At 41.8% G+C, this 21,727-nt stretch carries 22 protein-coding genes and 1 other annotated feature; of the genes, 8 read left to right on the forward strand and 14 right to left on the reverse strand.

What is annotated here, in order from left to right:
- The first annotated feature begins 108 nt into the window (after positions 1–108).
- The 5 genes from N667_RS0106970 (at position 109) to N667_RS0106990 (ending at position 3,267) form a co-directional block, all read left to right on the forward strand.
- Positions 109–699, forward strand: a complete 591-nt coding sequence (locus N667_RS0106970; RefSeq protein ID WP_027408911.1) for a CYTH domain-containing protein — start codon at positions 109–111, stop codon at positions 697–699.
- Positions 696–1,334 carry a lytic transglycosylase domain-containing protein gene (locus N667_RS0106975; RefSeq protein ID WP_027408912.1) on the forward strand — a complete coding sequence of 213 codons (639 nt, stop codon included), beginning with the start codon at positions 696–698 and terminating at the stop codon, positions 1,332–1,334. Before N667_RS0106970 ends, N667_RS0106975 begins: the two co-directional genes overlap by 4 nt.
- A 154-nt stretch (positions 1,335–1,488) precedes the next feature.
- Positions 1,489–1,899 (forward strand): globin, encoded by a 411-nt coding sequence (locus N667_RS0106980; RefSeq protein ID WP_027408913.1) that lies wholly within the window; start codon positions 1,489–1,491, stop codon positions 1,897–1,899.
- Positions 1,892–2,776 (forward strand): ClpXP adapter SpxH family protein, encoded by an 885-nt coding sequence (locus N667_RS0106985; RefSeq protein ID WP_027408914.1) that lies wholly within the window; start codon positions 1,892–1,894, stop codon positions 2,774–2,776. Before N667_RS0106980 ends, N667_RS0106985 begins: the two co-directional genes overlap by 8 nt.
- A 299-nt stretch (positions 2,777–3,075) precedes the next feature.
- On the forward strand, positions 3,076–3,267 hold the full coding sequence (locus tag N667_RS0106990) for a hypothetical protein (protein ID WP_027408915.1): 192 nt from the start codon (positions 3,076–3,078) through the stop codon (positions 3,265–3,267).
- A 22-nt stretch (positions 3,268–3,289) separates the two neighbouring features.
- Here the strand turns inward: N667_RS0106990 and pepF are convergent, their stop codons facing one another.
- The 4 genes from pepF to mecA form a co-directional block, all read right to left on the reverse strand.
- On the reverse strand, positions 3,290–5,104 hold the full coding sequence (gene pepF / locus N667_RS0106995) for an oligoendopeptidase F (RefSeq protein ID WP_027408916.1): 1,815 nt from the start codon (positions 5,102–5,104) through the stop codon (positions 3,290–3,292).
- A 72-nt stretch (positions 5,105–5,176) separates the two neighbouring features.
- Complete coding sequence (locus N667_RS18365; protein ID WP_232223888.1) at positions 5,177–6,433, reverse strand: competence protein CoiA; 1,257 nt, start codon at positions 6,431–6,433, stop codon at positions 5,177–5,179.
- Between the two features lie 45 nt (positions 6,434–6,478).
- On the reverse strand, positions 6,479–7,990 hold the full coding sequence (gene cls / locus N667_RS0107005; RefSeq protein ID WP_027408917.1) for a cardiolipin synthase: 1,512 nt from the start codon (positions 7,988–7,990) through the stop codon (positions 6,479–6,481).
- 66 nt (positions 7,991–8,056) lie between these two features.
- Positions 8,057–8,740 carry an adaptor protein MecA gene (mecA, locus tag N667_RS0107010; RefSeq protein ID WP_027408918.1) on the reverse strand — a complete coding sequence of 228 codons (684 nt, stop codon included), beginning with the start codon at positions 8,738–8,740 and terminating at the stop codon, positions 8,057–8,059.
- Positions 8,741–8,933: 193 nt separating this feature from the next.
- On the opposite strand from mecA, the gene N667_RS0107015 reads away from it, so the two are divergent.
- Positions 8,934–9,605, forward strand: a complete 672-nt coding sequence (locus N667_RS0107015; RefSeq protein WP_027408919.1) for a TerC family protein — start codon at positions 8,934–8,936, stop codon at positions 9,603–9,605.
- Between the two features lie 50 nt (positions 9,606–9,655).
- Here N667_RS0107015 and spxA read toward each other — a convergent pair whose 3' ends face one another.
- A complete protein-coding gene (gene spxA / locus N667_RS0107020) occupies positions 9,656–10,054 on the reverse strand; it encodes a transcriptional regulator SpxA (protein WP_027408920.1) in 399 nt (132 codons plus the stop codon).
- 288 nt (positions 10,055–10,342) lie between these two features.
- On the opposite strand from spxA, the gene N667_RS0107025 reads away from it, so the two are divergent.
- Positions 10,343–10,597, forward strand: coding sequence for a hypothetical protein (locus N667_RS0107025; protein ID WP_409978175.1), 255 nt, complete (start codon positions 10,343–10,345; stop codon positions 10,595–10,597).
- A 98-nt stretch (positions 10,598–10,695) separates the two neighbouring features.
- Here N667_RS0107025 and N667_RS0107030 read toward each other — a convergent pair whose 3' ends face one another.
- The 5 genes from N667_RS0107030 to N667_RS0107050 form a co-directional block, all read right to left on the reverse strand.
- Positions 10,696–11,634 carry an ABC transporter ATP-binding protein gene (locus N667_RS0107030; protein WP_027408922.1) on the reverse strand — a complete coding sequence of 313 codons (939 nt, stop codon included), beginning with the start codon at positions 11,632–11,634 and terminating at the stop codon, positions 10,696–10,698.
- Position 11,635: 1 nt separating this feature from the next.
- A complete protein-coding gene (locus tag N667_RS0107035) occupies positions 11,636–12,703 on the reverse strand; it encodes an ABC transporter ATP-binding protein (RefSeq protein ID WP_027408923.1) in 1,068 nt (355 codons plus the stop codon).
- An 11-nt stretch (positions 12,704–12,714) separates the two neighbouring features.
- A complete protein-coding gene (locus tag N667_RS0107040; protein ID WP_027408924.1) occupies positions 12,715–13,632 on the reverse strand; it encodes an ABC transporter permease in 918 nt (305 codons plus the stop codon).
- Positions 13,633–13,634: 2 nt separating this feature from the next.
- Positions 13,635–14,570, reverse strand: a complete 936-nt coding sequence (locus N667_RS0107045) for an ABC transporter permease (RefSeq protein WP_027408925.1) — start codon at positions 14,568–14,570, stop codon at positions 13,635–13,637.
- Positions 14,571–14,660: 90 nt separating this feature from the next.
- Positions 14,661–16,301, reverse strand: a complete 1,641-nt coding sequence (locus tag N667_RS0107050; RefSeq protein ID WP_027408926.1) for a peptide ABC transporter substrate-binding protein — start codon at positions 16,299–16,301, stop codon at positions 14,661–14,663.
- A gap of 718 nt (positions 16,302–17,019) precedes the next feature.
- Positions 17,020–17,255: a binding site (T-box leader), on the forward strand.
- 59 nt (positions 17,256–17,314) lie between these two features.
- On the opposite strand from N667_RS0107050, the gene trpS reads away from it, so the two are divergent.
- Positions 17,315–18,304: a tryptophan--tRNA ligase gene (gene trpS / locus N667_RS0107055; protein WP_027408927.1), complete on the forward strand. Its 990-nt coding sequence runs from the start codon at positions 17,315–17,317 to the stop codon at positions 18,302–18,304.
- Positions 18,305–18,471: 167 nt separating this feature from the next.
- On the opposite strand, the gene N667_RS0107060 is transcribed toward trpS, so the two are convergent.
- From N667_RS0107060 to fabF, 4 genes are all read right to left on the reverse strand, one after another.
- Entirely contained in the window at positions 18,472–19,212 is a 741-nt protein-coding gene (locus N667_RS0107060; RefSeq protein ID WP_027408928.1) for a YjbA family protein, read from the reverse strand.
- 86 nt (positions 19,213–19,298) lie between these two features.
- Positions 19,299–19,502 carry a hypothetical protein gene (locus N667_RS0107065; protein ID WP_027408929.1) on the reverse strand — a complete coding sequence of 68 codons (204 nt, stop codon included), beginning with the start codon at positions 19,500–19,502 and terminating at the stop codon, positions 19,299–19,301.
- A gap of 68 nt (positions 19,503–19,570) precedes the next feature.
- On the reverse strand, positions 19,571–20,344 hold the full coding sequence (locus N667_RS0107070) for a DUF2268 domain-containing protein (RefSeq protein WP_027408930.1): 774 nt from the start codon (positions 20,342–20,344) through the stop codon (positions 19,571–19,573).
- A 99-nt stretch (positions 20,345–20,443) separates the two neighbouring features.
- Positions 20,444–21,685, reverse strand: coding sequence for a beta-ketoacyl-ACP synthase II (gene fabF / locus N667_RS0107075; RefSeq protein WP_027408931.1), 1,242 nt, complete (start codon positions 21,683–21,685; stop codon positions 20,444–20,446).
- Positions 21,686–21,727: the final 42 nt, after the last annotated feature.

The raw sequence follows: 21,727 nt of genomic DNA on the forward strand, positions 1-21,727 counted from the left end.
ACAATCTAGTTTTTATTTTACCATAGTCAACCTATGCATAATAAACCATTGATATTCGATTTGAAACATTTCATAATAGTGTTAGGAATGGCAAGGAGAAGAAGAGCGATGAAACAAGAAATAGAAATTGAATTTAAAAATTTATTGACAAAAGAAGAGTTTGAACGAGTTAAACACGCATTCGGCATTGACGACCGCCAATTTATTTATCAAGAAAACCATTATTTTGATACTCCGCATTTTTTACTAAAGGAAAAAGGGGCGGCATTGCGTATTCGCGCCAAACAAAATACGTACACGCTGACATTAAAACAGACGATTGAACAAGGGTTACTTGAGACGCATGAAACGATTACTCAAGAGAAGGCGCAATCAATATTAAATAACCCAGCCGCCATTCAAGGAGAGATAAAAAAAATACTGCAGTCAATGGGAATTGCCCCGAACCAACTGCATCATTTTGGAACATTGGCAACGAATCGAGCGCAAATCGCTTATAAAGGTGGCCTTCTTGTACTCGATCATAGTCATTATTTACAAACAGACGATTACGAACTTGAGTATGAAGCAAGTCATTTCGCGAAGGGAAAGGAAGCTTTTGAAGAATTGCTTGCTTCATTGAACATTCCAACGCGGCCAACGGCGAATAAAATTAAGCGCCTATATACCAAAAAATATGGAGTTGAGGATAAACAATGAACATTCAACAGCTAAGAATGTGGATGGAACTTCAAGCGTTGCGCTCATTTTCGAATCAGCCTTCACCGTCGAACGAACTGTTAGATGATGAATTATCGTTCCAAGACATTTTTTCTCAGGTCGTTGCCCAATCGCAAACCGAAAAACCATCTTCCTTTTCTTTGCCGCCTTCATGGCCAAGTCTCAAGCTAGCGGCATTGAAAACTAATGCGTCTGCTTTACCTAACATTTCTTCTGGGAACGTTTCATTCGCTGCGCCAAAAGAGATTGAAGATATCATTCAGCAAGCAGCCGAAAAATACGATATTGATCCAAAACTTATAAAGGCGGTGATTCGCCAAGAGTCCGGCTTCCGCGCAAACGCTACAAGCCGCGTCGGCGCCGCTGGGCTAATGCAGCTGATGCCGAGCACCGCTAAAATGCTTGGTGTAGAGGATGTGTTCGATCCAGCGCAAAACGTAGAAGGCGGAACAAAATATTTACGGCAGCTAATAGACCGCTATGATGGCGACCTTGAGCTCGCTCTCGCCGCCTATAATGCGGGGCCCGGAAATGTCGACCGATACGGGGGTATTCCTCCGTTCCGTGAAACAAGAGCGTATGTGCAAAAAGTGCTCGATGCATACTATTCATAAAAATGCTTCTTTAAAAAATAAGATATCCATTTTACAAAAAAGCCCCCCTTCTTGAAATGGGGGGCTTTTAAACCGAGTCACTTTGTTTGAGATATGCGAGGTTCGTTGCTAAAATAGCAATTACATGATACTTGTTTTAAAGGAGTTACTGATGATGGCGGAACAATGGAAAACACCTTATGAAGTGATCGGCGGAGAGGAAGTAATCACAAAGCTCGTGGAAGCTTTCTATGCTCGCGTCGCCAAGCATCCTGACTTGCAGCCCATTTTCCCAGCTGATTTAACAGAGACAGCGAGAAAGCAGAAACAATTTTTGACCCAATATTTAGGGGGACCGCCTCTTTATACGGAAGAACACGGCCATCCAATGCTTCGGGCCCGCCATTTGCCATTTGAAATCACTCCAACTCGCGCAAAAGCATGGCTTGCCTGCATGCGCGAGGCAATGGACGAGATCGGTCTGTCAGGACAAGCGCGCGATGAATTTTATCAGCGTTTGGTTTTGACTGCACAACATATGATTAATACTCCAGAAACAGATAGAAAGGAGCATTCGTTTGAATGATAAGGTAGCTGGGAGCGCAGCCAATCATTCCTTCACCTCCCAGTATTGCAATGGCGAGAAAAAACCTTTGGAAATTTATTTATTTATCGATCCGCTTTGCCCAGAGTGCTGGGCGCTTGAACCTATCATAAAAAAACTAATGATCGAATACGGGCGATTTTTTACACTAAAACATGTGTTAAGCGGAAAACTAGCCATGTTGAACATCCGAAAAAAACAAAAATTTGAAACGATTGCTCATACGTGGGAGCGCACCGCAAGCCGCTCTGGCATGTCATGTGATGGAAGTTTATGGTTTGAAAATCCGATCGCAACCCCATACGCCGCTTCAATTGCGATTAAAGCGGCAGAGTTGCAAGGAAAGCGAGCCGGCATCCGTTTTTTACGCAAGCTTCAGGAACTTCTTTTTTTGGAAAAACAAAATATTTCTGATGTAGCCGTATTGGTCGAATGCGCTACAAACGTGGGGCTGGATGTGAATGAATTTCTGAACGACCTTCATTCGAACAGCGCCGCTAAAGCATTCCAGTGCGATTTAAAAATTACATCAGAAATGGGTGTTCAAGAAGTGCCGACGCTTGTATTTTTCAACGAGAATATTGAAGAAGAAGGCATTAAAATTTCCGGTTGTTATCCTTACAGCATTTACGTGGAACTCATTTACGAGATGCTCGGGTTTTGCCCTGAACCGACTCCACCTCCCCCGCTTGAATCATTTTTAAGCCATTTTAAGTTTGTCGCCACAAAAGAAATTGCAGTTGTGTATGATCTCAATACCCAAGAAGTAGAGAAAGAGATGAAAAAGCTCCAGCTAAAGAAAAGAGTGGAGAAAGTCCCTGTGAAATATGGAACGTTTTGGCGGTACATTTCTGATTGAATATTCCCCTTGCTTCATCGCTTGGCTAAAACAAAAGACTCGGCTTTCGCCGAGTCTTTTGTTTTGTTTGTCATTAAGACAACAAAGGGGATGGGAGAAATTTTTCACGGTCAAACAAAGGGGTATAAGGTTGTTTGTGATTTTATTCACGTATTCATCATACCAGCGATTATCGCCTTTGACAACACTTTTGTTTATTTGTTCACGATTTTGTCATAAATCCTCTATGTAAGACATGTGTATGTTTAGGCAATCTATTGTCATATGATGAAATAGAAATTCTTTCTCTGGAGGAGACAATGAAACGAATAACGCTCATCTTTTGGATTATGATGGTTGCTATTTCGTTCGGCCTCAACTTGTTAGGTTTAATGCACATCATCTCTCTGTTCTTCACAATGCCTCTTTTATTTATTTCGATTTTAGGCATGCTTTCGACGCTAAACAATCGCAACCGCTTTAGAGGGTTTCAACAAAAACGAATGTGGTAAGCTCCACATTCGTTTTTGTCTATTATGATAACAATCGTTCCATTTCATCTAATTTTTCTGCAAACACTTGGCATGCTTCTTCAATCGGCTTCGCTGTCGTCATATCGACCCCTGCCTTTTTCAACACTTCAATTGGATAATCAGAGCTTCCGGCTTTTAAAAACTCGATATAGCGATCTACGGCCGGCTTCCCTTCTTCTAAAATTTGCTTGCTTAATGCTGTGGCTGCGCTAAATCCTGTCGCATATTGGTAGACGTAATAGTTGTAATAAAAATGAGGAATGCGCGCCCATTCTAAGCCGATTTCTTCGTCAACAACAATGTCGTTTCCAAAATATTTTTTGTTCAATTCATAATACATCGCCGTCAGCGATTCAGCAGTCAACGCTTCCCCTTCTTGCGCTTTCACATGAATCATATGTTCAAACTCGGCAAACATCGTCTGACGGAATACGGTGCCGCGGAATCCTTCTAAATAATGGTTCAATAAATAAAGCCGTTTTTTCTCGTCATCGATCGTTTTTAGCAAATAATCATTTAACAGCGCTTCATTGCATGTCGATGCTACCTCAGCGACAAAAATTGAATAGTTTCCATATGGATACGGCTGTGTCTTTCTCGTATAGTAACTATGCACCGAATGGCCGAATTCATGAGCAAGAGTGAATAAATTGTTTACATTATCCTGCCAGTTCATTAAAATGTATGGATTGGTGCCATATGCTCCAGACGAATACGCACCGCTTCTCTTTCCAGCGTTTTCATGAACATCAACCCAACGGTTTTCCAAACCTTCTTTTACAATGCTTACGTACTCCTCGCCAAGCGGAGCAAGCCCTTTTAATAAATATTGCTTCGCTTCTTCGTACGTGACCTCCATCTTTACATCTTTCACGAGCGGCGTATATAAATCGTACATGTGCAGTTCATCGACGCCGAGCACTTTTTTGCGCAAACGAATATATCGGTGCAGCAAGTTTAAATTTTTATTGACTGTCTCTACGAGGTTGTCATAGACACTTTCCGGGATGTTATTGCTACTTAAAGCGGCATGACGCGCAGACTGATAGTTGCGGATGCGGGCAAAAAAGTTATCTTTTTTCACAGCTCCGCTCAAGGTGCTCGCGAACGTATTTTTATATTTTCCGTATGTTTCATATACCGCTTTAAAAGCATCGCGGCGCACGCGTCGATCTTCGCTTTCAAGGAAACGGATGTACCGCCCATGAGTTACCTCGACTTCTTCTCCGTTTTCATCGATGATGCTTGGAAATTTTAAGTCCGCATTATTTAACATTCCGAACGTATTGCCCGGTGATGCCATTACCTCTGCTGCTTGCGCAAGCAACGCTTCTTCTTTTGCGGACAGCACATGCGGACGCTGGCGGTTAATTTCATCTAATGCGTGTTCATAAAGCTTTAATTCTTCTTTTTCCTCAAGAAATGCTTTGATCTTTGCTTCATCGATTGCTAAAATTTCCGGCACAACAAACGCCATCATGCTTGAAGCTTGGCTGTAAAGCGCCGTAATACGATCGTTCAAGCCCTGGTAAAAAGAATTCGTCGTATCTTGATCATAGCGCATATGGGCATATGTATACAGCTTACCGATTCGCATTGATATTTCATCTTGATATTGCAACGCTTCATACAACACATCGGCCGATTCGCCTAAGCGGCCTTGGTAGCCGGAAAGCTTTGGAATCATTTGCTTCACTGCTTGAAATTCTTGTTCCCACGCCTCGTCTGTCGGGAAAATATCTTCAAGCCGCCATGTATCCTCTACAGGGATTTCGTCGCGTTTTGGCAACGATTTTGCCGTTTTCTTTTCCACCATTTCCTGAAACCTCCTTCATAAAAGTGGTATACTCTAGTAGTATTCGCCTTTTTTTGTCAAATTCCCTCTCCATTATAGCTGTTTTCTTTCAACCCTCTCAAGCAGACAGCAGTCTTTAAGAAGGGCTTCTTCTATCGTTTTAGGGAACGTCCATTTCTTCACGTACGCAATCGTTTGGCGATTCACCCAACGAACATACCCGAGGTGCTCTAACAGCTGCACATACTCATACACAGCTCTCGTATAATGGTACGTTCGTGCCAGCGGCAAATAGCGGACAGTAATTTTTTTCTCCTTCATTTTCTCTTTTATGCAATTATAAATGGAAGAAAGCGAGCATATTCCTCTTTTTTCTAAAAACAAAAGTATATACGTTTGCCAAATAAATGGAGGAGTCGCGAATAAATAGCTATGTTGCAGCGGCCAGCCAGCTTCAGGCGGAAACAACGCTGGGGGACAGCGGGGATAAAAATCGGCGCAGATCGCTCGATTGATCTTGCCTCGGTACAAGGGAAACGTTAAGCGCCATATTTTCTTTTGTTCTAGCCACTCGGACCAAAACACTGGCGGCAATGCCACAGAAGGGTAGGATAGAAAATCGGAAAACTGAATATCAGATAGCTTTTCAATGACAGGAACAGAAAATGTATAATACGAAGAGAACGAAATGAATCGTGTCAGACGAATGAGTCGTTTCGTTCGGGGGCAATAGTAGAAAATGAGCGGTTGCGGAGAAATAGGGGAAATGTTTTGAGCAAACAACCAATGAAAACGGGAAAGCTTAAAGCGATACGGTGAAAGTTGCTGAAGATGCTGGGCTCCTAATACCCAAATCGGCCTAATCCCTGCTTTTTTGTATCGGCCATTGCGCTTGCAAAACAACGTCTCGCTAATGGTGGAGCATTGATATTCAAGTGCATATACTTTTCCTTGTTCAATAATGGAAAGATCCGGCCGCTGTTGAATTTGGTGAAAATACAGCTCAAGTTGGGCACTGATGGATTGCTTTTGCAGCCAGTGAAAAAAATCGATTTTTCCTGCTGCATGGTACTGCGATTCTGCCTCTTGTTCTAATGCGCATGTTCCTTCTTTTTTATGCGCAAAATGGGGAGTTCTCTGATTTCCTAGCTTTAAGATTACTTCTTGTTGGCAAGCGGGACAAAAGAATGATTCATTTTTTCTTAATTTCACGAGCTGTGCTTTCGTCCACCCCTCTACAAGAGAAATTCGTTGTCCGTTTTTTAATAGCGCAACAAGCAAATGAACCACTTCCTTCCACTTTAGTTCACTAAAAATAACGTTCGTTTCAATTGCACGAAATTCCTGCATGATCGCAACTAAATAAAACGCCCAAAGAACCTTTTGAGCGTTTTATTATAACAATGGGGACAACAAACGAGAAATCGACTCGACAACGCGGACAGGGAACGGCCGCTGTTTAAACATTTCATAATCGATCAAATTCGAATCCGTCAAATCATGCAGAAAATCGTCAACAAGCTTTTTTGTGCTTTCCGTATGATATAAAAAGGCGTTGACTTCAAAGTTTAAATGAAAGCTGCGCATATCCATGTTCGCTGTTCCGATCGAAGCAAGCTCCCCATCGACAATGATAACTTTGCTATGTAAAAACCCTTTATGATATTCGTAAATCTTTACTCCCGCCTCTAATAGCTCCGGGAAATACGAACGTGAGGCATAAAACACAATTTTTTTATCAGGCCGTTTTGGTGCCAAGATGCGAACATCGATGCCGCTTAATGCTGCTACTTTCAAAGCGGTAAAAATATCTTCGTCTGGCACAAAATACGGCGAAGCAATCCAGATCGACTTTTTCGCCGATGTAATCATAGCAAAAAATAAATGTTTAATGACTTCCCACTCTTGATCAGGACCGCCGGCAATCAGTTGCACGCCTCCTTTTTCACTGTTGGAAATAAGCGTTGGCGACAAATAGTTTAACGTCAACAACGTCTCACCAGTCATATAGTACCAATCTTGCAAAAAAATAAGCTGGAGCGTTCGAACCGCTTCCCCGCGAATCCATAAATGTGTATCCCGCCAAAATCCGAAATACTCATTTTTTCCTAAATACTCGTCCCCGATATTCAGTCCTCCTACAAATCCAATCGTTCCATCAATGACAATGATCTTTCGATGATTGCGGAAATTAATTTTATTGTTTAAAAACGGAAGAGTGACAGGAGAGAAAGGAACCATTTCTACTCCGGCATCGCGAAGTTCTTGAATATATGTTTTCGACAGCTTCCAGCTTCCAACGGCATCATAAAGAAAACGGACGTGGACACCTTTTTTCGCTTTTTCAATTAAAATCTCTTTTAATTGTTGCCCCACTTCATCATGACGGACGATATAATATTCCAGATGAATATGGTGAACGGCTTTTTGCAGCTCCTCAAAAATGGCGGAAAACGTTTCTTCCCCGTTCGTTAATACCTTTGTTTCTGTTGCTACGGACACAGGGCTTTTTCCAAAGCGGTGGGCAAGGCGAAGAAGCGGCTGCTGATGCTCGCCCATTTCATGCACGCTTTCAATAGATGCATCCCGCTGTCCCTCAAATTTTAAAAACATTTGCTCATCAAGCATTGCTTTCTTTTTGAACAGGCGATGCTTGCGATAATTTCTTCCAAACATGAGATAAAAGAAAAAGCCAACAAGCGGAAAGCTTCCTAGTACAACGAGCCACGTCAACGTTTGAGCTGGACGCCGATTTTCCAGTGAAATGACAAAAGCAATAAAAATGACCGAACAAGTGGTCAAAAGGCTGAGAGAGCCGAGAAATCGCCCCTCCCAATGATCTTTTGTAAAAAACAAAAAAACGCTAAGAAAAAAAATGAAAATAAGTACTCGCAACGTATTTCTCAATGACTTTCACCCTAACTGTTCTAAATTATCGAAGAAAAAGCCGATTTCAGCTGTTGAAATCGGCTTTTACTTTAGAGGAAAATGTTGAGCCAGTGTCGCTAAGGCGTTGTCACTAATAATCTCTTTTCCGTATTCTTCTAATCGATAAATCGTTAATTGCGAATCAATTCCATACTCAAGCAATAGGCTTAACCAGTTATCAATTTCGTGCTCTGTATACGTCTCGTCAAATTCAACAAATAAATAATAGCGTCCTTCAAATTGGAACAAACGGTTCCCTACGTGTGTAAAATCAGCGCGATGAGCCAGCGAAATCAAGTCCTCAATATCTTTGAAGAAAATAGTAAAATGAAGGACCTCATCCTCGTCTTCATCCTCATCTGTTAATATATCATTGCCACGCTGTACGTGAAAATGATGGTCAAGAATCTCTTCGATTTTATCGTCCACTGGAAACTCGCGTAATTTGTCTTCTGGAAGCGGAAGTTCCAATTTGCTGCCGTCTTTGGACAGTTGCGCTTTTGTAACGAGTACTTCCAATCCTTTATCAAGCGCTTGCACTTGAATCCAAAGCGGTCCTTCAAGCGAAAAATCGCCTTCGTTGTGAACTTCATCCATCATTTCCCAGAATAATTCTTCGCTTCGTTCACGGTTATACCAAATTTCTTCGCGATCAAAGCCGCGCTCCTCTATATCAACATAAGAAATATAAAACTTGACCGTATGTTCGTTGATGCGTTCCATTTCCATTTGCCAACTCTCCCTTCTACAAGACTGAATTTGAAGGGACTTTTTTACCCCCGAAAGGCTATGCCTTGTACTTCTATTTTATGATAAAAAACGCAAGAAGGGAAATAAAAAAACCCCCATTTTAAAAAAATAGTGATGAAATGAAACATGTCCTACTATAATGATGATGAAAAAGAGGAAAAGAGGGACATGAATGACGAGCGACTATATAACTTCCATTCTTCTCATCATCGGCATCGATATCGTTCTTGGCGGAGATAATGCTGTAGTGATCGCTTTAGCAAGCCGGAATTTACCCGAACATAAGCGAAATGCAGCGATTATTCTTGGAACATCATTAGCTATTATCGTTCGAATTTTGCTGACAGCAACAGTCGTCATCTTATTAAAAATTCCATTTTTACAACTTATAGGCGGATGCATGCTGCTATGGATTTCTCTAAAACTTCTAATTCAAAAAGATGAAGCACCTGCACATATCCAGTCGGAAACTTCGCTTTGGAAAGCGGTGCAGACCATCGTGACAGCAGATATTCTCATGGGATTGGATAACGTCATTGCAATTGCTGGGGCAGCGGATGGTCATGCTTCTCTCGTCGTATTTGGATTCCTTTTTTCTGTTCCGATTATCATTTTGGGCAGCAAATTTATTCTTTATTCAATGGAGCGCTATCCTTTTCTTATTTATGTCGGCGCTGCTCTATTGGCTTACACAGCGGGAAAAATGATCGTCGCGGAACAACGGGTTCGCCATTTATACGACAGAGTGAGCTCTTTATCATCCATCCTTCCATTTATCACTGCTCTTGTCATTGTGATTATTGGAAAAATAGTGAATGGACGGAAGCATCATCGTTGGACATAAAACTTGTGAGGATAAAAAACTTCTACATGGAAAGCCCATGTAGAAGTTTTTTATTGATTTACAAGACGTTGTGCTTCGCGAAGCTGATAAGCACGCACTTTGCGCGGCAAAAAGCGGCGAATTTCATCTTCGTTATATCCAACTTGCAGCCGCTTCTCATCTAAGATAATCGGTCTTCTTAAAATACCTGGATATTTTTGGATAATTTCATATAAATCCTGAAGCGGCAGCGACTCGAGATTTATATTTAGTTTTTGGAAAATTTTAGATCTAGTAGAAATAATTTCATCCGTTCCTGTCTCGGTCATTCGTAAAATTTCTTTAATTTCCTCGATCGTCAACGGCTCGGAAAAAATATTTCGTTCAACGTAAGGAATATCATGCTGTTCTAGCCATGCTTTGGCTTTGCGGCACGATGTGCAGCTCGGCGACGTATACAATGTAACCATAAGTTACCCACTCTCCTTTAACAGGATGAATTGCCCTGCTTATATATGAACAACTATAAAATCTTGCTAGTCATACTAATATCTAAATTGAAATGACTTTTATGTTGTATATTATACAATAAAATTGACCGGAAAGGTATACTTTTTAAACATGAGCCTTCACAACAAATCATTTTATTGATGAATATTTAATTATACCATGTAAATTCTTTAAGTGTAAACGTATCTGAAAAAAAGTAAATGCGCACTTTTCCTAAATAGTGAGAATTTTCTTTCGGATGCTTCCCAATGAAAGAAAAATCATCTACAATTAAAGATAAGGATATCGTGCCAATATGGGAGGAATTATATATGGGGCAATATTTTATTGATTTAGTGGTTGTTGGAATACTTATCATTGGCATAACCGCATTAATGGGAGTGTTCGCTAACAGCATCGGTGAATACATCTTCGGTGGCTCAAAACGATCGGAACATGTTCGTCAAACAATGAAAACTCAAACAGGCTGGAATTTTGTTGGCGGAAGAAAAATCTCGAGATAAAAGCTCGAGATTTTTTATAATGCACATAGTCAATTTTATAAAAATAATTTATAACAATTCATAAATATGCATAAAAAAAGATCTCTCGAGCCGAGAGATCAACTATAAATTTCTTTATATTTCTTATACTCTTCCTCAGAACACAAGACAAAATGTCCAGGTGTAATTTCGCGAAATTCCAGCACTTCTCCTTCTTTGTAGTTATGCTGTGACGGGTCATAAATGGTACGTCTGCGCACTCGCTCCGTTTCAGGATCTGGAAGAGGAATCGCTGAAAGAAGCGCTTTTGTATAAGGATGAATTGGATTGCGGTACAACTCTTCTGCTTCCGCCAACTCAACCATTCTGCCAAAATACATGACACCGATGCGGTCGCTAATGTACTTAACCATCGAAAGATCGTGGGCAATGAACAAATACGTTAATCCTTTTTCGCGTTGCAGCCTTTTCATTAAGTTGACAACCTGCGCTTGTATCGATACGTCAAGCGCTGAAATCGGCTCGTCGGCAATAATAAACTCCGGTTCAACCGCCAAAGCGCGGGCAATTCCGATGCGTTGACGCTGACCGCCGGAAAATTCATGCGGATAGCGGTTCGCATGCTCCCGGTTCAGTCCGACCGTCTCAAGCAGTTCGTATACGCGCTTCATGCGCTCTTCTTTCGTTTTCGCAAGGCCGTGAATATCGATGCCTTCTGCGATAATATCAGCAACTGTCATACGCGGATTTAGAGAGGCGTATGGATCTTGGAAAATCATTTGCATTTTCCGTTTTAGCGTCTTTAATTCCTTCGATGATTTTTTTCCGTGGACGCTGACACCATTAAATAACACTTCGCCGCTCGTTGCTTCGTATAAACCGATGATCGTCCGTCCAGTCGTCGATTTGCCGCATCCCGATTCACCAACAAGTCCAAGCGTTTCACCTTTATAAATATCAAACGTGACACCGTCAACCGCTTTGACAACTTGTCCGTGCCCTACATTGAAATGCTGCTTTAGATTTTTAACCTCAATCAATTTTTGTTTTTCTGCCATTTCACTCACTCTCCTTTACGATAATTGGTTGTGGGTAGTTAGAGGAGAGCTTGCGCAAACGTTTTTTCACTGCCTCAGGCGGCTCTACTTTCGGCGCATCCGGATGAAGCAGCCACGTTGCTGCATAGTGCGTATCGGAAATTTTAAACATCGGCGGTTCTAATTCAAAATCAATTTTCATCGCATATGGATTTCGCGGTGCGAATCCATCCCCTTTTGGCGGGTTTGTCAAATCTGGAGGCGACCCTGGAATCGCAGCCAACTCTGATTTATCATCGCTATCAAGGCTTGGCATGGAAGCTAATAGTCCCCACGTGTAAGGATGTCTTGGGTCATAAAAAATTTCATCGACCGTTCCCATCTCGACAATTTTACCCGCATACATGACCGCTACCCGATCAGCCACATTGGCGACTACACCCAAATCGTGAGTAATAAAAATAATGGATGTTCCTGTTTTTTTCTGCAAATCTTTCATCAACTCTAAAATTTGCGCCTGAATTGTTACGTCCAGAGCCGTTGTTGGCTCATCGGCAATCAAAAGCTTCGGATTCGACGCTAACGCAACGGCGATCATCGCCCGTTGTCTCATCCCCCCAGAAAATTCATGAGGGTATTGATTGACACGTTTTTCTGGCATCGGAATACCAACAAGGCGCAATAATTCAATTGCCCGCTCTTTTGCGGCTGATTTATCCATTTTTAAATGCTTCGTTAACACTTCCATGATCTGATGTCCGACTTTCATCGTTGGGTTTAACGATGTCATCGGATCTTGGAAAATCATTCCGATATCTTTACCGCGAATGGCTTCCATTTCTTTATCCGTTTTCTTTACGAGATCTTCCCCGTTAAAAATGATTTGCCCATTTTTAATTCTTCCAGGCGGAGTCGGTATTAAGCGCATAATCGTTTGCGATGTCACACTTTTTCCTGAACCTGACTCACCGACGATTGCCAATGTTTCCCCTTTATTTAAATGAAAGCTTACGCCACGGACAGCTTGTACCTCGCCACCGTACGTTTGGAATGAAACTTCTAAATTTTTTACTTCTAATAGCTTTTCCATGTCTTCACCCCTTACTTACGCAATCTTGGATCTAGTGCATCACGCAAACCGTCTCCAACTACGTTAAATGCAAAAATCGTTAAGCAAATAAATGTAGCTGGGAAGAATAGACGCCATGGATAATATTGCAGTGCTTGCACGCCTTCAGATGCCATTGTTCCCCAGCTTGCTAAAGGCTGCGGCACCCCAAGGCCTAAGTAGCTTAAAAATGCTTCTGTGAAAATCGCAGATGGAATCGATAATGTAAGTGTGACAAGAATCGGCCCCATCGCATTTGGAATCAAGTGTCTAAACATGATTCTCGATGTATTGGCGCCAAGCGTTTGCGCCGCTAGCACATACTCTTGATTTTTCAACTGCAATACTTGGCCGCGAACAATGCGCGCCATGTTAATCCAACCAGTAATTGTCATGGCTAAGATCATCGTTCCTAAACCTTGTCCTAAAACAACCATCAATATAATAACTAAAAGTAAGTAAGGAACAGCCCATAAAATATCGGCGATACGCATCATGACTTCGTCCGTTTTGCCGCCTCGAAGTCCGGCAATACCGCCCCAAATAACCCCAATGCATAAGTCAATAAGCGCGGCTGCCAAACCGATAAATAAGGAGATGCGCGCTCCGTACCACGTACGTGTGAACACATCGCGGCCAAGGTCATCTGTGCCAAACCAATGTTTCGCTGAAGGCGGCTGGTTTGTGTTCATAAGATCGTTTGTCGCATAATCATACTTCGTCATATGCGGGCCGAAGATGGCCATGAACACTAAAATGATTAAGATTACTAGGCCAAACATCGCTAATTTATTTTTACGGAAGCGTATGGAAACATCTTTCCAATAAGAAAGGCTCGGTTTTGATATTTTTTCCGCTTCACTAAGCTCAGCTCTTACTGGCTGAAACATCTCTTTTGGAATTTGCTGCATGATTACTCTCCTTTCTTGCCACCGGCTAACTTAATGCGAGGGTCAATAAAGCCGTACGCAATGTCCACAAGAAGAACGGCCGCTAATAACAGAATGCTGTAAAACACGGTAACTCCCATGATCGTTGTATAGTCACGGTTGGAAATGCTTAATACGAATTGGCTTCCGAGACCAGGAATGCCGAAGATTTTTTCAATGACAAAACTTCCTGTTAAAACCCCTGCAGACAAAGGTCCAAGATATGTTACAACCGGTAACAGCGCATTGCGAATCGCGTGCTTCACTGTAATTTGCCCTTTCGAGAGCCCTTTCGCCTTCGCGGTGCGAATATAATCATTGCTTAATACCTCTAGCATACTTGAGCGAGTCAGACGGGCAATAAACGCCATCGGTGTCGCCGCAAGAGCTAACGCCGGTAATACCGTATGCTGTAATGACTCCCAACGAGCCACTGGAAACAGTTCGAGCTTAATGGCTAAGAAATATTGCAGAGCCGATGCCATAATGAAACTCGGAACCGATATGCCGAGCACGGCAAAAACCATGGCCCCATAATCTGGCCATTTATTATGATTCAATGCCGCAATAATTCCTAGTAAAATACCAATGCTAACCGCTAGCAATAAAGCTTCCATTCCAAGAAAAAAAGAAACAGGAAATCCTTCGTTAATTAGGTCGTTCACAGTTTGTCCTTTATATTTAAAGGAAGGACCAAAATCCCACTTCGCCACCGAAACTAAATAATCGAAATATTGATTATACCACGGACGATCTAATCCATAATACTCATTTAAATTTTTCTCAATTTCAGGCGGCAGCTTTTTCTCACCGGAAAAAGGTCCCCCCGGTACGGCTCTCATTAAGAAGAAAGTAGCTGTAACAATCAAAAAAAGCGATACAAGCATATAAAGCAACCGTCTGCTTATATACCGTAACATATTGCAACACCTCCATTTTTTACAAATCCTCTATATCGTGAAATGAAGGTATATGGGAAAACTCCCATATACCTTCAATCATTCAGCTTCTTATTCAAAGTATGCCCATCTGAATTGAACGTCGCCAAGACCGGATACTTCTACGCCTTTTAAGTTGTCTTTTTGCACCCAAGTGTTTGTGTAGAAGTAGACTGGCGCGACTGGAAGCTCATCCATTAGGATTGCTTCTGCGTCTTTAAGCATTTGTTTACGTTTTTCTGGGTCAGATTGTTTTTGAGAATCGATTAACAATTGTTTATATTTTGGATTTTCCCAGTTTGTATCGTTGTTACCGCCTTTTTTGTCGCGGAACAACTCTAAGAAGTTGATCGGATCGTTGAAGTCGCCTAACCAACCCATACGGCCAACTTGATAGTCGCCGGAATGCAACTTGTCGATATATACGTTCCATTCAGCATTTTCAAGTTTTACATTGATGCCTAAATTTTTCTTCCACATGTCTTGGATCGCTTGAGCAATCTTCGCATGCGCATCGTTTGTATTAAATGAATATGTGATTGGCGGCAGGTCTTTAACATCTTTTAAGCCAAGCTCTTGCAGACCTTTTTGCAAATATTCTTTTGCTTTTTCCACATCGTTATCTTTGAAATATCCCTTTTTGTTTTCAGGGAACATTGTTGGCGGCACAGCAGCCATCGCTGGAATTTGTTCGCCTTTTGTCACGTTTTCAACAAGCGCTTTGCGGTCGATTGCATATGTGAGCGCCTTGCGGATATTTACGTTGTTGAACGGTGGTTTTTCAGTGTTGAACTTTAACCAGTACGTACCAGCAATCGGTTGAACGTGCAATTTACCTTCTTTCTTTAACTGCGGTAAAGAATCCGTCGGCAATTGGCCAGTAGGCATACCTGCCCAATCTAGCTCTCCGTTATTAAACATGGAAAGCTCAGTATTGTCATCATTGACCATTGCCATATCAATTTTTGTAAGTTTTACGTTCTTAGCATCCCAATAGTTTTCGTTCTTTTCAAGAACGATTTTGTTGTTATGCTCCCAAGACACCATTTTGAATGGTCCGTTAGAAGTGTAGTCAGGACCAGCGTTTTTGTACCAGTTTGGATTCTTTTGAGCGATTTTGCTGTTAACTGGATAGTAAGTATAGAACGCAGTTAGTTCTAAGAAATAAGGAGTTGGGTTTTCAAGCGTAACTTGCAATGTTTTGTCGTCGATCGCTTTTACGCCGACATCGTCCGCTTTTGCTTTGCCTTCGTTGTACGCTTGACCGTTCTTAATATAGTAAAGCTGATAAGCATATTGAGATTGGTTCTTCGGATCAAGCGCCCATTTCCAAGCGTATTCGAAGTCTTGCGCTGTCACTGGGTCGCCGTTCGTCCATTTTGCATCGCGCAATTTGAATGTGTAAGTTTTTAAGTCGTCAGAAACTTCATAGCTTTCTGCTGCTGCCAATTGAGGTTTGCCGTCTTTGATAACCGTTAAACCTTCAAATGTTTGGCGCAACACAGTACCAGAAGTCGAGTCGTTCGCTAAACCTGGATGTAAAGAGAACGGCTCTGTTTTAATGTTCACGCGCAATTCTTGCGGAACGTTTGATTTTTTGTCCCCCGCTTTATTGTCGCCGGCTTCATCTTTTTTGTTAAAGCCGCCGCAAGCAGCAAGGAAAAGGCTCAAGATCAGCATAAGGCTGAATAAAAGTGATAGTCTTTTCTTCAACGGATTTCCCCCCTATTAAAATTTTTTTATATCCAAAAGTCCTACGTTAAAACGCGGAACTTTTGTTACTAAATTCATATATCTGTGCAAACGTATGTACAAACCGCAAGCACTACAGATCCGCAGCCTTTTTCACCCTAAATAATCAACACACTATCAGCCAAACAAGACACAAATAGGACGATGGTAGCTTATTTTTGTTGATAAATTCCTTCTCTTGGAGCAGACCGCGGCGTCTGATTTATCAGAATATTTTACTCTAAACCTATTATAAACACTATTAATATACTTGAAAAGAATTTTTTTAAAAATATTTTCGCCTTTTCTGAATTTTTAACCTGTTTCAATTGTTAATATAAATCCGTTTTTTGAGCCAATTAGCATTTTATAGTTTTTTTTGATAAATGTAAATGAAAAAAATTAACAAAAACCAACAAAAAAATTTAAAGAATAAATATTTAAAGCGCTTACATTTTTATTCTTTTACTATCATGCCATCCCCCACAAACTACTTAAGTTTTTTAGCTAAATTTCAATATTGAATGAATTCTCTTTTTTAAAATAATTTTTTATCTAAAAATATTAAGATAGTCTATCATAAAATATTCCATATCGTTCGATTCTTTTAGCGCATTTTTGCAAAAATTATGTTTTATTTATGGATCTTGCACAAATAGCATCCTTCATCTATAATAAAGCGCAAGTACAAACATCATAAAAATATGCGATGAGAAAGAATAGTACATATTGTGATGCCTTCAGAGAGCTTGTGGCTGGTGGGAACAAGCGGCTAGCAATATGGAATGGGCTTTCGAGCATCCAAGCTGAACGAGTTAAGTAGGCTTCGGACGTACGCCTTGCGTTACAAAGGTGCCATGCAAAAATGCATGGATTAGAGTGATTGTACGTATGGTACAATAACTAGGGTGGCAACGCGGTCTTATCGTCCCTAAATGATAGGGAGATAAGGCCTTTTTTATTTAATTAAATAAAATTTAAAAAGGAGTGATTTTATGAAAACGATTTTTTCTGGCATTCAACCAAGTGGCGTCATCACTCTCGGCAACTATATCGGGGCGATGAGGCAGTTTGTAGAACTGCAGCATGAATACCAATGTTATTTTTGTATCGTGAACCAGCATGCCATCACGGTTCCACAAGATCCAAAAGAACTTCGAAAAAACATTCGCAGTCTGGCGGCCCTTTACCTAGCGGTCGGCATCGATCCAGACAAAGCGACTTTGTTTATTCAATCGGAGGTTCCGGCCCATGCGCAAGCGGGATGGATTTTACAATGTCTCGCATATATCGGCGAGTTGGAGCGAATGACACAGTTTAAGGATAAATCAGCTGGAAAAGAGGCGGTTAGCGCAGGATTGCTGACATATCCGCCGCTCATGGCTGCCGACATTCTCCTTTACAAAACAGATATTGTTCCAGTCGGTGAGGATCAAAAACAACATATTGAACTAACCCGCGACTTGGCTGAGCGATTTAATAAGCGATATGGCGACATCTTTACAATCCCGGAAGCACGCATTCCAAAAATCGGGGCGCGTATTATGTCGTTGGCGGATCCGGCGAAGAAAATGAGCAAGTCCGACCCTAACCAAAAAGCGTTTATCACGCTGCTAGATGAGGCAAAAACAATTGAAAAGAAAATAAAAAGTGCGGTAACTGATTCAGAAGGCACAGTCCGATACGATAAAGAGACGAAACCGGGAATTGCTAACCTGCTGAATATTTATTCAATTTTAGCAAATAAATCGATTGAACAATTAGAACAAGAATATGCAGGAAAAGGCTATGGAGAGTTTAAAGCCGATCTCGCCCAAGTGGTCATTGACACACTTGCACCGATTCAAGAAAAATACTACAACTTAATGGAAAGCGACTTGCTTGATCGAGTGCTCGATGAAGGTGCAGAAAAAGCGAACAAAGTCGCAAGTGAAATGCTCAAAAAAATGGAAAACGCAATGGGATTGAGCCGAAAACGAAAATAAACACTAGCGAAAAAAGCAAGCCAATTGTGGCTTGCTTTTTAACATATTTCCTCCGAACATGAACGCTAATGGAATGTTCTATAAAGTAGGGGGACTAGGCCTGTTCCTACTCTGTCCCCGTCTTTTTCGTCTTAGCAGAAAAACGCTAAGTCATGCTTTTTTAAGTTTTAATTCACCTTTGGCTCTTGCTCCATTTCCCACAGCTTTTCAAAAAACGGCTGCCCTTTAATCATTTTTTCGCATAATTGCACGTGTTTTTCAGACCAGCCATATTTCGTTTCTTCATATAGACACTGCCATGCTTCTTCAAACGGCATCTCTTGAATGATCGGATATTTATGCGGCGCCCATTCTGTATACCAGTAACGAATTTCTGCCACATTTTTGGTTGAATGCAGCTGATCAAGCGCCATAAACAACAACTGCTTTAACTGACGCTCTTTGCGCGTCAATCCGTTCATCAACTCAGGCGATGGAGACAAAATGTGATATTCTTTTTCGTACGAAGGAAGTGGATATGCTTCCTCTTGTTGTTCGGCAACCATTTCATAAACAAGCTGTTCTTGTCTTGGAATAAGCCGGCTTTTTCGGATCGGGATGTTGTAACCAATCGTATCGACAGCAAGAATTCCGTGCCCGTCGGTTACGACAAAACAATAGTCAAGCTGAATTCGTTCATGATTTTTTCGTACATACGCCTTTTGATAGACATCATCAAGAAGAGGCTGCGGAATTTCTGATAGACTGTTTTCGATATAGTAAAACAAAGCAGAAGATACTTTCAACAACGGAACTTGATCAAGCAGTTCCACCTGATCGTCCTTTCTCCATTCATGAAAATGGCAAACATTATACCCGTTCTCTTCACCTTCGAACCAATTCACCCAAATGTCATGAAGATATAACATACAGATACCCCTCACTTCAAAAGCTATTTGTCCATCATTATAGGCAGAGGGGAATTATTTTATTCCATTGCAGCCTTTTTTATCCATTACTCTTCTTGGGACGGAAAATATAAACTAATCCACATGATAATAACGCCTAGAGGAAACAAATAACATTCGATTCGCGTACTGATGAATCGAAAGTAGTCATTCCATCCCCGTTCCGGTGTGATGAGATTTAAATAGGCAATAGCTGTGACTCCCCCAATAATCGAAAAACCAAATCCCATTAAATAACTAAATATGCGCATCTTCTTCCTCCGTCGCCTTGTCCATCTTACTTCTAGATATATGTGCGGCGACAAACGCTGATGACTATTTACTCATCAAATCGCGAAAGTTGCAAAACTCGCTCCGAAGGCATTGCCAATAATTTTAGAATGTCCCCCTCCTCTTCCATAGCGGCTCCGACCATCCCGTAACCTGTCGCGTATCCAAGCATGGGAGGATATAAACCGAGACCGTAAAGAAGACGGTTATGCAACGAATGCGACTGCCGAATCGACTGGTAGCGAGCAAGGTATTGTTTCCAAAATTTACGTAACTCCTCTTCTGAATAATAGTTGATCCATTTTGCCTGGTGCGCCTCTCCAACATACTTCCCAACTGCTTGCTCTGCCAATCCTTCAAGAACAATGGCGTCAAGCAAGGTGTTTTCTTTCTTTGGCTGTTTGGCTAGGCGGCAAACATGGTTGTATTCATGTGTCAATACCGCTTCGATCTCTTTTAGTTGATGATGTGGTAGTAAAAATAAAAATAGCTTATCTGAGTATGCAAGGCCTCCCTTGCTATTAAAATCTCGAGCTAGCTTTCGATTTCGAGAATCCGCCGGAAAAATAAAAATCGGAACATCTGGACCGTTCCAGCGTTTTTGCAGCTCTTGATAAATAGCGTCCGCTCGTTCCCAAATTCCCTTTCGTTTCATTTCCTCTATCGTTTTAGTGACGTCATGCGATAAGGAGTGCATACCATGATGAATAAGATGAAGGTAAATATCGCGCGCATTCGCATTTTCAAAATAAAAAACAAGCCGTTCGCATATTTCAGTTGGCTTCTCCTTCTTCATCCATTCATCTGTACGAATGACCGGCATATTCCACTCACCTCTTTTCTTTATTTTCTTATCGTATGCCGCTAAAGAAAAAGAGGTGATGAAAAGGCGATCCCACTAAAAGTGAAATCGCCTTGTTGATTACTCCGTATATTTTTTGAAAATAAGCGTAGCATTGTGCCCGCCAAATCCAAGAGAGTTGCTAAGCACGGCACGCACTTCCTGGCGTCTTGCCACATTTGGCACATAGTCAAGATCGCATTCTGGGTCCGGTGTTTCATAATGAATCGTCGGTGGGATTACACCATCGGTAATTGCCAGCACTGAGAAAATCGCTTCTACTGCGCCAGCCGCCCCTAACAAGTGTCCTGTCATCGATTTTGTCGAGCTGACAGCTAGCTTATACGCATGGTCGCCAAATACTTCTTTGATCGCCATCGTTTCGTATTTGTCATTATATTCCGTGCTCGTTCCATGAGCATTAATGTAGTCGATTTCTTCTGGCTTCATTCCCGCATCAGCCAACGCTTGACGCATCGCCCGTACACCGCCTTCGCCCCCCGGAGCCGGTGCTGTAATGTGATACGCATCACCTGTCGCCCCATAGCCGACGATTTCAGCATAAATGCGCGCTCCCCGTTTTAAAGCGTGTTCCAATTCCTCGAGTACGAGAATGCCAGCGCCCTCACCCATTACAAAACCGTCACGGTTTTTATCAAATGGGCGGCTTGCCTTATCTGGATCAGGGTTCGTAGATAGCGCTGTATTCGCACAAAAGCCGGCTAGCGACATTTTCGTAATCGGTGCTTCTGTTCCGCCTGTGATCATGACGTCGGCATCGCCGCGCTCGATCACCTTGAACGCGTCACCAATGGAGTTTGCCCCTGTTGCGCACGCTGTGACCGTGCAAGAGTTAATTCCTTTTGCCCCTAATACAATCGATACTTGACCAGCCGCCATATCCGGAATCATCATTGGAACGAAAAACGGGCTTACCCGGCGATAACCGCGCTGCTGGAAAGTTTCAAACTGCTGTTCAAACGTTTCCATTCCGCCGATTCCTGAACCGATCCACACCCCGATTCGCGGCGCATTTTCTTCCGTAATGGTTAAGTTCGCATCTTTTACGGCCATAAGCGAAGCAGCAACCGCATATTGCGTAAAGCGATCCATTTTTCGCGCTTCGCGTTTGTCCATATAATTTTCTGGATTAAAATCTTTTAATTCAGCCGCGACTTTTGCTGGAAAATCATCAGGATTCACGCGAGTAAGCGGCCCGATTCCATTTTCACCAGCAATTAAGCGTTTCCATGTTGTTTCAACATCATTTCCAAGTGGAGTCACTGCTCCAAGACCCGTGACAACGACTCTTCTCTTCTTCATTTTTTGCCTCTCCTTCTTTTTGTAGTCAAAGAGCATTTATCG

It is taken from the genome of Anoxybacillus tepidamans PS2 (assembly GCF_000620165.1).
Lineage (GTDB): Bacteria > Bacillota > Bacilli > Bacillales > Anoxybacillaceae > Anoxybacteroides > Anoxybacteroides tepidamans_A.